The organism is Streptomyces sp. NPDC002057, from assembly GCF_040296665.1.
Taxonomy (GTDB): Bacteria; Actinomycetota; Actinomycetes; order Streptomycetales; family Streptomycetaceae; genus Streptomyces.
The window spans coordinates 309,269-322,534 of the sequence record NZ_JBEOXR010000001.1 but is presented as its reverse complement, the minus strand read 5'-3'; the positions used below and the strand labels follow the sequence as shown (position 1 = coordinate 322,534).

Sequence of the window (13,266 nt, the reverse complement as noted above, 5' to 3'; positions counted from 1 at the left end):
AACACGCCTGCGACACCCCGCCTCCCGGTATCGGCACCGCTCGCCGACCGGGCCCGCCACCGTCCTCTCAGGTCTTCCGCACCGCTCGCAGACCGGCCCCGCCGCCGTCCCCTCAGGTCTTCCGCAGCCGTGCCGCCGCCCGGACCAGGGCGTCCACGCCCCGCTCGGCCTTCTCGCGGGGGCAGCCGACGTTGAGCCGGACGAAGCCGGGCGTGCCGTACACCCCGCCCGGCATGATCGCGACCTTCTCCACCGTCACCAGCTCCTCCTGGAGCCGGGTCTCCTCGATGCCGAGCGGCCGCAGGTCGATCCAGGCCAGGTAGCCGGCCTGCGGGGGCGCCCAGTCGACCCCGGGAAGGCCCGCCGAGAGCCGCTCCCGGACCGTGTCCATGGTGCCCGCCACGTACCCGCGCAGGGCGTCCAGCCAGTCGGCGCCCTGCCGGTACGCGGCGATGTGGGCGGTCAGGGAGAGCACGGCGGGCGAGGCCAGTCCCTCGCCGGTCTCCATCCGCCGGACGAAGGCGGTGCGCTCGTCGGGGTCGCCGATCAGACCGTACGAGCCGGAGAGTGCCGGGAAGTTGAAGGCCTTCGTGCCCGAGGTGACCAGGGCCCAGCGGCGGCCCCGGCCCGGCTCGGCCACGCGGGTCCACGGGATGTGGCGGTGCCCTTCGGTCGTCAGGTCGGCGTGGATCTCGTCGCTGACGACGGCCGCGCCGTGGCGCTCGGCCAGCTCGGCGAAGACGGTGAGCTCCTCCTCCGTCCACACCCGGCCGGTCGGGTTGTGCGGGGAGCAGAGCAGCAGCATCCGGCTGTCCGGCCGGGCCAGCTCCCGTTCGAGGGCTTCGAGGTCCCCGAGCGGTACGCCGCGCAGCTCGCGGCCGAGTCCGGTGACGGCCTTGCGGAAGCCGTCGTAGGTGGGGGTGTGCACGACGACGCCGTCACCTGGCTCCGTCCACATCCGCAGCAGCTGCGAGAGCTGGTTGAGCACGGACGGCGCGTACACCAGCGCCTCGGTGTCGATCTCGGTCGCGTACCGGCTCGCGTACCAGTGCCGGATCGCCTCGCGGAACTCGCCGAGCCGCCAGTCGGTGTAGCCGAAGACTCCGTGGTCGACCCGCTCGCGCAGGGCGGCGAGCACCTCGGGCGGGGAGGCGAAGTCCATGTCGGAGATGGTGAAGGGGAGCAGGTCGGGCACGCCGAAGCGGTCCGCGATCCCGTCCCACTGGACCGACCAGGTGCCGTGCCGGTCTATCTCACGGTCGAAGTCGTACATCGGGCCCTCTCGTCGACGACGCACGAAGGGCCCGGCACCTGGGGAGGTACCGGGCCCTTCGCTCACACGGTCACTGCGTTACTTCAGCTTGGTGCCGGTCGAGCGCAGCGCCGCGCACGCCTCGGTCACGCGGACGGCCATGCCGGCCTCGGCCAGCTTGCCCCAGGTGCGCGGGTCGTAGGTCGACTTGATGCCGACCTCGCCGTCGACCTTGAGGACGCCGTCGTAGTTCTTGAACATGTGGTTCGCCACCGGACGCGTGAAGGCGTACTGGGTGTCGGTGTCGAGGTTCATCTTCACGACGCCGTTCTCCAGGGCCGTGGCGATCTCCTCGGCCGTGGAGCCCGAGCCGCCGTGGAAGACGAAGTCGAACGGGGAGGCCTTGCCGTACTTCTCGGCGACACCGGCCTGGAGGTCCTTGAGGAGCTCGGGGCGGAGCACGACGTTGCCCGGCTTGTAGACGCCGTGCACGTTGCCGAAGGAGGCGGCGAGCAGGTAGCGGCCCTTCTCGCCCAGGCCGAGGGCCTCGGCGGTGCGGAGCGCGTCGTCGACGGTGGTGTACAGCTCGTCGTTGATCTCGTGGCTGACGCCGTCCTCCTCGCCACCGGTCGGGGTGATCTCGACCTCAAGGATGATCTTGGCGGCGGCGGCCTTCGCGAGCAGCTCCTGGCCGATGGCCAGGTTGTCCGCGAGGGTCTCGGCGGAGCCGTCCCACATGTGCGACTGGAACAGCGGGTTCTCGCCGCGCGCGACGCGCTCGGCGGAGACCTCGATCAGCGGACGGACGTACGCGTCCAGCTTGTCCTTCGGGCAGTGGTCGGTGTGCAGCGCGACCGTGATGTCGTACTTCGCGGCGACGATGTGCGCGAACTCGGCCAGGGCAACGGCGCCCGTGACCATGTCCTTGTTGTACTGGCCGCCCAGGAACTCGGCTCCACCGGTCGAGATCTGGATGATGCCGTCGCTCTCGGCCTCCGCGAAACCGCGCAGAGCGGCGTGCAGGGTCTGGGACGAAGTCACGTTGATGGCCGGGTAGGCGAACTTGCCTGCCTTCGCCCGGTCGAGCATCTCGTTGTAGACCTCGGGGGTTGCGATGGGCATTCGTCCGCTCCTTGTGATGTGCGGGGTGTGTGCGTTGCTGTCCCTGACCTGGGGGCGACGTCATCGTCGACCCCATCCTTTCAGACTCTCGTCCGGGCTCCCACGGGCACGGCACACCAAGGGGCGGGGTGTTTCACGTGAAACACCCCGCCCCTTCGCAAAAATGCAGGTCAGGACCGCTCTTGCCCGGGTCCGGGACCTAAGTCACGACTTCGCGGCGGTTACGCCAGGTCGAGATCGGCCAGCCGGTAGCCGGTGAGGTACGTCAGACCCGCTCCGTCGATGGCCTCGGCGGCGCCCCGGTCGACGATCGTGGCGACGGCGACGACCTCGCCACCGGCCTCGCGGACGGCCTCGACGGCGGTCAGCGGCGAGCCGCCGGTGGTCGAGGTGTCCTCGACGACCAGGCAGCGACGGCCCTTGACGTCCGTGCCCTCGATCCGGCGCTGCATGCCGTGCGCCTTCTGCGCCTTCCGTACGACGAAGGCGTCGAGGCGCTGTCCGCGCGCGGCGGAGGCGTGCAGCATCGAGGTCGCGACCGGGTCGGCGCCCAGGGTCAGACCGCCGACGCAGTCGAAGTCCAGGTCGGCCGTGAGGTCGAGCATGACCTGACCCACCATCGGCGCGGCCTCGCCGTCCAGCGTGATCCGGCGCAGGTCGATGTAGTAGTCGGCTTCCAGACCCGAGGAGAGGGTCACCTTGCCGTGCACCACGGCCTTGTCCTTGATCTGCTGGAGCAGCTCAGCGCGTACGTCAGTCATGCCCCTGAGCTTAGAGGGCGTGATCGGAGGCGGCGCCCGCAGCTCCGGGGCGCCGGAACCCCTCGGGCCCCCGCACCTCTCAGAGGCGGCGCCAGGTCCAGGTGCTCTCGATCTCCAGGGGGTCGATCGGGGTGACCAGGCGCGGGTGGGTGTTGAGGCCGTTCGGCGGACCGGACTGCGGCTCGACGCAGACGGCCTCCTCGGGCTCGTCGTAGACGACGACCCAGGGGGCGCGGCTCGTGACCTTCAGCTCCAGCTCCTCCGGCCAGGTGAGGGTGACATCGACGCCGTCGGGCATGCCGAAGCAGTCGTCCCAGGGGCCGGGGGTGGGGTCGATCCGGCGTCCGGTGGGGAGGTGGTTCTCACCGCGCTCCTCCTGCCAGGCGGGGGTGAAGTCGAGGCGCACGTCCTGACCGCCCCGGCCGAGGTTGCGCAGGAACCAGGGGTGCCAGCCGGCCTGGGCCGGGAACGAGTCGTCGTAGGTCTCGACCCCGAAGCGGAGGGTGAGGGAGTCCTCGGACAGCTCGAAGACCTGGGTGACCGTGCCCTTGTACGGCCAGGGGTCACTCAGCTCGCAGGTGAGGACGGCCTCGGTCGCGGAGGTCCTGGCGGTCTTCCAGGCGAGGTCTCGGACGGTGCCGTGGATGGCGTGCGGCGGCGCGTTGACCGGGAGCTGGTGGGTGGTGGCCCCGTCCCGGAAGCGGCCGTTCTCGGTCCGCCCGCACCAGGGCACCATCGGGAAGCACCCGAAGCGTTCGCCCTGGCGCAGCAGCTCGGTCCCGCCGATCCGCAGGCTCTCGATCCGGCAGCCGTTCTCGGGGCTGATGGTCAACTCGGCGTCGCCCGCCGTCAGTCGCGTCTGCATGCTCACGACCCGACCCTAATCGTGCGGGACCCCGAACGTGGGCGACCCTTTCCGGGCACGTTTCAGCGTCGTCGGCGCAGAGCCCGGCCGACGACGACCGCCGAGGCGAGCGCGAGGGCCGCCGCCGGCGCGATCCAGCGCAGGGTGGCCCCGGCGCTCGTCGCCTCGGTGGCGGGAACGGGCGCGTACCGGCCGCGCGGTGGGGCGTGGTCCACCTCCTCGGCACTCCGCCCGATCATCGTGCGGCGGGCGTGGGCGGCCTCGGCGGCGGGCTGCGGGGCGGGGAACTCGATCGGGGTGTCGGCGAGGCTCTCGTCGAGGACCGGATCGAGGGAGGGCGGCGGCACCGGCGCGTCGAAGACGGACTCCCGGGGCTCCTCGACACCGTCGTCGACCCCGTCGTCGTCGGTGTCGGCCTCGGAGGCGGGCTCGGTGTCGGCCTCGGGAGCGGGCTCGGAGGCCGCCTCGGAGGCGGCCGCTCCCCCGGACGCGGCGGCGGCGGCCGGCACCGACCCCGCCTCGGGCGACGGCGAGGACGACGCCGGCGAGGACGACGACCCGGGCGCCGAAGACGACTCCAGCTCCGAAGCCGACCCCACGTTCTCGTCCGGCTTCTCCTCCGGCTTCTCGTCCGCGAGGGCGGCCAGCGCCTCCACGAACTTGTCGAGCAGGCGGGTACCCGCCGTGGACCGGGCCTCCTCCGTCGCCTCGGCGAGCCGGCCGACCGCCGTCAGACCGCCCGTGAAGCTCAGGCTGGTGCCCTCGGCCACCGGGGTGAGGACGACGGTGAGCGACAGCTCCGCCGTGCCCTTGCCCCGGGCCTCGGTGCCCTGGCCCTCGTAGGTGATGGCACCGTCCCGCTCGACGACCTTCAGGGCGCCCCGGTAGGTGATGGTGTTGCCGCCGACCCGCACCTTGAGCCGGCCCGTGAGGGGACCCGCCTCCGCGTCGGCGTCCCGCTGGAGGCCGGGTACGCAGCGCACCACCCGGGCGGGGTCCGTGAGCGTCTCGCGCAGGACGTCGGCCGTGACGGGAACGAACACCTCATGCTCCATGGAAGCCGAGCCTACTCAGGCCGGGCCGTGGCGTCGCCCGTTCCGCACCACGGCCCGCTTCTCCCGGCCACCCCGTCAGCCGCCGTACCGCGGGTGCACCAGGGTCGAGGGGGGTAGTTCGGGGCCCCGGCCCCGCTCGGCGCGGCGCGCCGCGGCGGCCAGGGTGCCTTCGCCGAGCGAGCGCAGCCGGGGCGCGTCGGCGGCGAGGCCGAGGGCGGGCGGGCGGCCGCCGGGCAGGGCGAGCAGGAAGCCCCAGTCGCCGGGCCCCCGGCCGGTGCCGCTGGAGCGGTCGGCGCGGTCGGGGCCCGCGGCGAAGCCGGGGGTGCGGCCGCTCGCGCTGTACGGGCGGGTCGCGAACCCGGCGGCGCGCAGGGTGGCGTCCACGGTCCAGTAGGTGCGGGGCCGGTCGGTGACCGACCCGGCGTGCACGGCGAACCGGCCGGCGGGGGTGAGGACCTGGCCCACGAGCCCGTAGAACTCCTCGGAGTACAGCTTGGTGCTGGGGGTGATCCCGGGGTCGGGCAGATCGGAGATCACCACGTCGTACCGTTCCTGCACACGGTCGGTGGCGCCGCGGAGCCAGTGGAAGGCGTCCGCGCGGACCACCCGGACGCGCCGGTCCCGGAACGCCTGCGCGTTGAGCGTGGCGAGCGCCGGGTCCGTACGGGCGAGACGGACGACCCCCGGGTCGAGTTCGACGACGGTGACGGAGCGGACCCCGGGGTAGCGCAGGGCCTCGCGGGCGGCCATGCCGTCCCCGCCGCCGACGATGAGCACGCGCGCGTGCGCTCCGTTCATCGCGGGGTGGACGAGCGCCTCGTGGTAGCGGTACTCGTCCTGGCCCGCGACCCGGAGGCGCCCGTCGAGGAAGAGGTCGGGCGGGCCCTCGCGGCCACCCGTCACGACCACTTCCTGGAGCTCGGTGTGGATGGCGACCCGCACCCGGTCCCCGTACACGGCCCGGCGCGCCGCCTGTTCGAAGTCGTCGACGAGCACGGTCGCCGTGGCGAGGACGGCGAGGACCGACACGTTCACGGCGATGAGCAGGGCCCGGGAGCGGGGGGTCAGGTCGCGGCGGAAGACCCAGAGGACGAGGCCGCCGCCCGCCACCGCGTTGACCGCGCCCGTGACGAGGGCGCCGGTGAGCTGGCCGAGCCAGGGCAGCAGCAGGAAGGGGAAGGCGAGGCCGCCGACCAGCGCGCCGACGTAGTCGGCGGCGAAGAGGTCGGCGACCGTCCCCGCGGCGTCGTCCTCGTCCCCCGTGGAGGCCTTCCGCCCGGTCCGGCCGGAGCGCCCGAACCGCCCCGAACGGCGCGAACGCCCCTGTCCGGAGCGGTCCGCCGCCCCGGGGGCCCGCTGTATGAGCGACATCAGGAGCGGGATCTCCGCGCCGATGAGCACCCCGATGGCGAGCGAGAACGCCACGACCACGTACCGCGATTCGCCGAGCCAGGCGAAGGACGCGTACAGCACCATCGCCGAGCAGCCGCCGATGAGGGCGAGTCCGGCCTCGACCAGGCCGAAGCCGACGGCGGCGCGGCAGCGCAGTCGCTTGGCGAGGAGCGAGCCCACCCCCATCGCGAAGACCATCACGGAGAGCACGACGGAGGCCTGGGTGACCGAGTCGCCGATCAAGTAGGAGGCGAGCGCCACCAGTTCGAGTTCGTAGACCAGACCGCAGGCGGCGCAGACGAAGACGACGGCGAGGACCGGGAACCGCACCGTCCGGCGCGGCGGCTCGGGCCGCCGCACGGGCGCCCGCCGCACGCTCTCGGGTGGCATGGTCACGGTCGGCTCGATCATGAACGTAACGCTACGTCACGACTCCCACGCCCTTTGTCACCCACACGAGTGCACCTGGGGCGCCCAGGGGGCGTATCAGAGCGTTGCGGGCATACGTGCGCCGATGCGGGTCCTGGTCACCACCAGCTGCCCCTCCTGGGGGTAGGCGTGCCAGGTGCGCCACCGCACCTGCCCCTCGTGGCGCTGCGCCAGCATCGCCGTGAAGGCGTGGGGAGAGCCGGGGAAGGTCCCGGCGAGTCCGTTGGGGTGGTCGGCGACGAGCGCGAGCAACTCCTGCGCACGCCCCGCGAAGGAGCCGTGCGAGAGCGTCTCGACGCGCGCCGCGAATTCGTACTCCCATTCGCCGACGCGCTTGGACACGCCGAGCGGGAGGGGGGTGCTGCTGCCGGGCATACAGGCGACGGTCTCCGAGCAGCTGCGGCCCTCCTCTTCCAGGAGGACCTGGTGGGAGGCGCCGAGAAGCCTCAACTGGAGCTTGGCGCCCGCGAGTTCGAGGTCGAGCATGGCGAGGGCGGGCAGCGGCTCGCGCCCGAGGGCCCAGGCCAGATCGGCCGCGCGGGTATCGGTGTAGGAGGTTTTCAGGGTGGTGAGCATGGGTCGGCTCCGCAAACACGGTTTGACGGGTGGGCCGGGGTCGCCCCGGTGAAGGGTTCAACGGCAGTGGGGAATCGCCGGCTCGGGTCCAGACACGGTCCGAGGGCTGTCTCTGTCAGGAGCGAGAGAACCACGGACCCCGGGCGACTCGCAGCGTTTTTACCCAACTTGCCGTGTTTTCCAACCCCTTCGGGGACCCCACAGTTCACTTGTTCACTCGGTATCGATCGCCATGTCCGCACCGCGTTGCCGACGTCACGTGCCTCGGGGGTGTCCCGTCGCTCACGCCACGAGCCCGGCCTGCTCGACCGGACACCCCCGAGGGCCGGTCACACCCGCCCCGGAACCGTCACGAGGTCCCGGGACCGTCATCCGGTCCCGGGACCTTCATGCGCCTCGGACGCCGTCGCGATGCTCAGCTGCTGCCGCCGCAGCCCCCGCCGCCACCACAGCTCGACCCGCCGGAACCGCAGGAGCTGGAGCCCCCGCCGCAGCCCGCGCCCCCGCTGCCGCCGTCCGCCCACGTGCTGCGGCCACCGGACCGCCTCGGCCGGCTGCCGCCGCCGAGCCCCTGCTTGATGCTGAAGACGACGACACCGAGGACCGCGATCCCCAGGAAGACGAAGATGATCGACATCAGTACTACCCCCGTTCTGTTGTGCGGGGGTGATTCCCGGTACGACGACCCGTCAAAGCGCACTTGAGCAAGTCCAGAGCTTGGCTCCAGGATGGCCGTCATGACACGACCGCTGCTCAACCGCCGGCTCGCCGAATTCGGGACCACGATCTTCGCCGAGATGTCCGCGCTCGCCGCCAGGACCGGGTCGATCAACCTCGGTCAGGGCTTCCCCGACACCGACGGCCCCGAGGAGATCCGGGAGGCCGCGGTCCGCGCGCTGCGGGACGGCCGCGGCAACCAGTACCCACCCGGCCCCGGCGTCCCCGAGCTGCGGTCCGCGATCGCCGACCACCAGCGGGAGCGGTACGGCCTCACCTACGACCCGGACACGGAGGTGCTCGTCACCGCCGGCGCCACCGAGGCGATCGCGGCGGCGCTGCTCGCCCTGGTCGAGCCGGGCGACGAGGTGATCGCCCTGGAGCCGTACTACGACTCGTACGCCGCCTGTGTCGCGATGGCCGGCGGGACCAGGGTCCCCGTCACCCTCCGCCCCCACGAGGGCGCCTACGTCCTCGATCTCGACGAACTGCGGGCCGCCGTCACCGACCGGACCCGGCTGATCCTCCTCAACACCCCGCACAACCCGACCGGCACGGTCCTCACCCGGGCCGAACTGACCGCCGTCGCCGAGCTCGCGATCGAGCGGGACCTGCTCGTCGTCACCGACGAGGTCTACGAGCACCTGGTCTTCGACGGCGCCGAGCACCTGCCGATCGCGAGCCTCCCCGGGATGCGGGAGCGCACGGTCACCATCGGCTCGGCCGGCAAGACGTTCTCGTTCACGGGATGGAAGGTCGGCTGGATCACCGCGAGCCCCGAGCTGACCGCCGCCGTCCGCTCGGCCAAGCAGTTCCTCACGTACGTCTCCTCCGGCCCCTTCCAGTACGCGATCGCCGAGGCGCTCCGTCTCCCGGCCACGTACTTCGACACCCTCCGCGCGGACCTCGCGGCCAAGCGGGACCTGCTGAGCGAGGGCCTCGCGCAGGCCGGCTTCGAGGTCTACCGCCCGGCGGGCACCTACTTCGTCACCACCGACGTCCGCCCGCTCGGCGCCGAGGACGGCTTCGCCTTCTGCCGGTCGCTGCCCGAGCGCGCCGGCGTCGTCGCCATCCCCAACGCCGTCTTCTACGACCACCGCGAGGCCGGCGCCCCCTTCGTCCGCTTCGCCTTCTGCAAGAAGACCGAGGTCCTGGAGGAGGCGGTCTCCCGGCTCAAGCGGCTCGTCTGAGCCCTCGCGCACGAGAGCCCGGCCCCTCGGAAAGGGGCCGGGCTCTCGCCGTGGTGCGGGAGGGGCTCAGGCCTCGTCGTCGCCCGCGGCCTTGTCCTCCGGGGACTCCAGGCCGAACTGCTCGACGACCCACTTGTCGAACTCGATGGAGGCGCGGACCCAGCTGACCGTGGAGGACACGAAGTGCTCCAGGGCGACGCCGGTGCCGATCAGCATCTGGGCCTCACCGATGAGGCGGAGGGTGGCGGAGCCGTCCTCCTCCTCGTGCAGGTGCGTGTAGACCTTGGGCCACAGGGTGCGGCGGTTCCAGTCGTCGATCGCGTCGAGGACCTTGGCGCGGTCGTCGGCGGAGTGCGGACGGTCGTAGAACGTCCGCACCGAGAAGACCTGCTGCTCGTCCTCGCCGCGGAACATGAAGTACGTGCGGAATTCCTCCCACGGCGCCGCGAGGTCACCCTCGTCGTCGACGACGTACTTCAGCTCCATCTGCTCGAGGAGCTGCTTGACGAGGTCCTGGTCGGGGACGACGGGGCCCGCCGGTCCTGCGGCCTGAGGCTGGGGCTGGCCCCCGAAATTCGGAATCGAGGACGGGTCGATGCTCACCGTGTATTTCCCTTCGTACGGATGCTCGCCATCCTCTCCCATGCTGGGCGGTACGTGGCAAGTCCCACCTCCCGCGATCCGCTGCGGGCTGACAAGATCTGGTCCTCATGGGGGAGAGAACAGCGAAGAGGACGGGTCCTGTGAAGCCGCGCGCCTGGACCTGGGTGTGGGCCTCGGTGGCGGTCACCGTGCTCTGCGGGGGGCCGGTCGCCCTGCTCGCCTGGGGCGCGATGGCCTGGAGCGAGATCGGTGAGACGAAGGAGGTCGACTGCGCCGAGGTGATGACCTTCGCGCGCGGCAGCCTCCCGGTGGAGGCCGAGGACGCCCATTGCACGGCCGCCCACTGGCAGGACACCCAGGCGACGGCCGAGTTCCGGATGCCCCGCTCCGCCATCGGGGGGTGGCTGAGGACGACCTATCCGACGGGTAGGGCCTCGTTCTCCTGCGAGGAGGACCGGTGCGTGGACGTGTCCTTCGACGAGATGCTCTACGTGCACCTGCGGATCACGTACGAGGACGGCGACACCGCCCTCGTACGCGTGACGGCCTTCGACACCTGAGCCAGGCGGACAGGAAGGTGACGACAGGGCCTACCGCGCCGCCCCCACGATCAGGCCGTCCTCGAAGCGGTCCACGCGGACCGTGTCGCCGTCCACGACCTCACCCGCGAGGATCTCCCTGGCGAGCCGGTCGCCGATCGCCGTCTGGATGAGGCGGCGCAGCGGCCGGGCGCCGTACGCGGGGTCGTTGCCCTCCTCGGCGAGCCACTCCAGGGCCTCCGGGGTGACGTCCAGGGTGAGCCGCCGCTCGGCGAGCCGCTTCGCGAGCCGGTCGATCTGGAGCCGCGCGATCCGGCCCAGCTCGGCCCGGTCGAGGGCGGAGAAGACCACCAGGTCGTCCAGCCGGTTGAGGAACTCCGGCTTGAAACTGGCCCTGACGACGTCCATGACCTGCTGCTTCTTGACGTCCTCCGAGGTCAGCGGGTCGACGAGGTACTGGCTGCCCAGGTTCGAGGTGAGGATCAGGATGGTGTTGCGGAAATCCACCGTCCGGCCCTGCCCGTCGGTCAGCCGTCCGTCGTCCAGGACCTGGAGCAGGACGTCGAAGACCTCCGGGTGCGCCTTCTCCACCTCGTCGAGCAGGACCACGCTGTACGGGCGCCTGCGGACCGCCTCGGTGAGCTGGCCGCCCTCCTCGTACCCGACGTAGCCGGGAGGCGCGCCGACCAGGCGGGCGACGCTGTGCTTCTCGCCGTACTCCGACATGTCGATGCGGATCATGGCCCGCTCGTCGTCGAAGAGGAAGTCCGCGAGCGCCTTCGCCAGCTCCGTCTTCCCGACGCCCGTGGGGCCGAGGAAGAGGAAGGAGCCGGTGGGCCGGTCGGGGTCGGCGATGCCCGCGCGGGTGCGGCGCACGGCGTCGGAGACGGCCCGGACGGCCTCGGACTGGCCGATCAGCCGCCGGCCGAGCTCGTCCTCCATGCGCAGCAGCTTCTGCGTCTCGCCCTCCAGGAGGCGGCCGGCGGGGATGCCCGTCCAGGCGCCGACGACGTCGGCGATGTCGTCGGGTCCGACCTCCTCCTTGACCATCGCGTTCTTCTTGTCAGCAGCCTTCGAGGACTCCTGCTGGGCCTCGGCCTCGCTCGCCTCCTCCAGATCCCGCTCCAGGGCCGGGATCTCCCCGTAGAGCAGCTTGGAGGCGGTGTCGAAGTCGCCGTCGCGCTGGGCGCGCTCGGCGCGGCCGCGGGCCTCGTCGAGACGCTCCTTGAGCTCGCCGACCCGGTTGAGGGACTCCTTCTCCTTCTCCCAGCGGGCGGTGAGGCCGCGCAGCTCCTCCTCGCGGTCGGCGAGGTCGCGCCGCAGCTTCTCCAGGCGCTGCTTGCTCGCCGCGTCCGTCTCGTTCTTCAGGGCCAGCTCCTCCATGCGGAGCCGGTCCACGGACCGCTGGAGCTCGTCGATCTCGACGGGCGAGGAGTCGATCTCCATCCGCAGCCGGGAGGCGGCCTCGTCGACGAGGTCGATGGCCTTGTCGGGGAGGAAGCGGGAGGTGATGTACCGGTCGGAGAGGGTCGCGGCGGCCACCAGCGCGGAGTCGTTGATCTGCACCTTGTGGTGGGCCTCGTACCGGCCCTTGAGGCCGCGGAGGATCGCGACGGTGTCCTCGACCGTGGGCTCGGCGACCAGGACCTGCTGGAAGCGGCGCTCCAGGGCGGGGTCCTTCTCGATCCGCTCGCGGTACTCGTCGAGGGTGGTCGCGCCGACCATGCGGAGCTCGCCGCGGGCCAGCATGGGCTTGAGCATGTTGCCCGCGTCCATGGCGGAGTCGCCGCCGGCGCCCGCGCCGACGACCGTGTGCAGCTCGTCGATGAAGGTGATGATCTGGCCGTCGCTCTCCTTGATCTCGGAGAGGACGGTCTTCAGGCGCTCCTCGAACTCGCCCCGGTACTTGGCCCCGGCGACCATCGCGCCGAGGTCGAGCGAGACGAGCCGCTTGTTCTTCAGCGACTCGGGTACGTCGCCCTTCACGATCCGCTGGGCGAGTCCCTCGACGACGGCGGTCTTGCCGACGCCGGGCTCACCGATGAGGACCGGGTTGTTCTTGGTGCGGCGGGACAGCACCTGCACGACGCGGCGGATCTCGTGGTCGCGGCCGATGACCGGGTCCAGCTTGCCCTCGCGCGCGGCGGCCGTGAAGTCCGTTCCGAACTTCTCCAGCGCCTTGTACTGCCCCTCCGGGTCGGGTGTGGTCACCCGGCGTCCTCCCCTGCTCTTCTCGAACGCGTCGACCAGCTTCGACGCGCTCGCGCCCTGCGCGTCGAGGATCTCACCGGCGCGGCCGCCCTTGGCGGCGATCCCGACGAGGAGGTGCTCGGTGGACAGGTAGTCGTCGCCGAGCTCCTTCGCCCGCCGGTCGGCGTCGGCGATGACCGCGAGGAAGTCGCGGCTGGGCTGCGGGGGCGCGACCGTCGACCCGGTGATGCTCGGCAGGGAGGCGAGCAGCCGCTCGGCGCCCGCGCGCACGGCGGCCTGGTCGGCCTCGACCGAGGCGAACAGGTCGACGATGTTCTCGTTGTCCTGTCCCGTGAGCAGCGCGAGCAGCAGGTGGGCGGGGGTCAGGTCGGCGTGTCCTTCGGACACGGCGCGGCTGCTGGCCGCGTTGATCGCGTCCCGGCTCCGGTTGGTCAGTTCGGCGTCCACGTGCGGTGCTCCTCCTGGGTTCTCGTGGGTCCTCCTCCTATGACTTCTCCAGGGTACACAAAGTTGAGTCGATAGCGCTCAAGGTGTCGGAGGGGGCTCTCCCCCGG

At 71.8% G+C, this 13,266-nt stretch carries 12 protein-coding genes; 2 read left to right on the top strand and 10 right to left on the bottom strand.

Features of this window, described 5'->3' with window-relative positions:
• Positions 1-112: 112 nt before the first annotated feature.
• From ABT129_RS01500 to ABT129_RS01465, 8 genes are all read right to left on the bottom strand, one after another.
• Positions 113-1,273, bottom strand: a complete 1,161-nt coding sequence (locus tag ABT129_RS01500; protein WP_351895293.1) for a MalY/PatB family protein — start codon at positions 1,271-1,273, stop codon at positions 113-115.
• Positions 1,274-1,351: 78 nt separating this feature from the next.
• Complete coding sequence (gene fbaA, locus ABT129_RS01495; protein WP_351895141.1) at positions 1,352-2,374, bottom strand: class II fructose-bisphosphate aldolase; 1,023 nt, start codon at positions 2,372-2,374, stop codon at positions 1,352-1,354.
• Positions 2,375-2,595: 221 nt separating this feature from the next.
• Positions 2,596-3,135: an orotate phosphoribosyltransferase gene (pyrE, locus tag ABT129_RS01490; protein WP_351895139.1), complete on the bottom strand. Its 540-nt coding sequence runs from the start codon at positions 3,133-3,135 to the stop codon at positions 2,596-2,598.
• Between the two features lie 79 nt (positions 3,136-3,214).
• On the bottom strand, positions 3,215-4,000 hold the full coding sequence (locus tag ABT129_RS01485; protein WP_351895290.1) for an aldose epimerase family protein: 786 nt from the start codon (positions 3,998-4,000) through the stop codon (positions 3,215-3,217).
• A gap of 62 nt (positions 4,001-4,062) precedes the next feature.
• Complete coding sequence (locus ABT129_RS01480) at positions 4,063-5,055, bottom strand: SRPBCC family protein (RefSeq protein ID WP_351895137.1); 993 nt, start codon at positions 5,053-5,055, stop codon at positions 4,063-4,065.
• Positions 5,056-5,130: 75 nt separating this feature from the next.
• Positions 5,131-6,858: a spermidine synthase gene (locus tag ABT129_RS01475; protein ID WP_502981610.1), complete on the bottom strand. Its 1,728-nt coding sequence runs from the start codon at positions 6,856-6,858 to the stop codon at positions 5,131-5,133.
• A 75-nt stretch (positions 6,859-6,933) separates the two neighbouring features.
• Positions 6,934-7,452, bottom strand: a complete 519-nt coding sequence (locus ABT129_RS01470) for a DUF2617 family protein (RefSeq protein WP_351895135.1) — start codon at positions 7,450-7,452, stop codon at positions 6,934-6,936.
• 415 nt (positions 7,453-7,867) lie between these two features.
• The gene (locus ABT129_RS01465) at positions 7,868-8,089 is read right to left on the bottom strand and encodes a hypothetical protein (protein ID WP_351895133.1); all 222 of its coding nucleotides are present in this window, start codon (positions 8,087-8,089) and stop codon (positions 7,868-7,870) included.
• A gap of 91 nt (positions 8,090-8,180) precedes the next feature.
• On the opposite strand from ABT129_RS01465, the gene ABT129_RS01460 reads away from it, so the two are divergent.
• The gene (locus ABT129_RS01460) at positions 8,181-9,359 is read left to right on the top strand and encodes a pyridoxal phosphate-dependent aminotransferase (protein ID WP_502981609.1); all 1,179 of its coding nucleotides are present in this window, start codon (positions 8,181-8,183) and stop codon (positions 9,357-9,359) included.
• Positions 9,360-9,425: 66 nt separating this feature from the next.
• Here the strand turns inward: ABT129_RS01460 and ABT129_RS01455 are convergent, their stop codons facing one another.
• Positions 9,426-9,962, bottom strand: a complete 537-nt coding sequence (locus ABT129_RS01455) for a type III secretion system chaperone family protein (RefSeq protein ID WP_351895128.1) — start codon at positions 9,960-9,962, stop codon at positions 9,426-9,428.
• Between the two features lie 140 nt (positions 9,963-10,102).
• On the opposite strand from ABT129_RS01455, the gene ABT129_RS01450 reads away from it, so the two are divergent.
• Positions 10,103-10,522, top strand: a complete 420-nt coding sequence (locus tag ABT129_RS01450) for a hypothetical protein (RefSeq protein ID WP_351895126.1) — start codon at positions 10,103-10,105, stop codon at positions 10,520-10,522.
• A gap of 30 nt (positions 10,523-10,552) precedes the next feature.
• On the opposite strand, the gene clpB is transcribed toward ABT129_RS01450, so the two are convergent.
• A complete protein-coding gene (gene clpB / locus ABT129_RS01445; RefSeq protein WP_351895123.1) occupies positions 10,553-13,159 on the bottom strand; it encodes an ATP-dependent chaperone ClpB in 2,607 nt (868 codons plus the stop codon).
• Positions 13,160-13,266 lie beyond the last annotated feature (107 nt).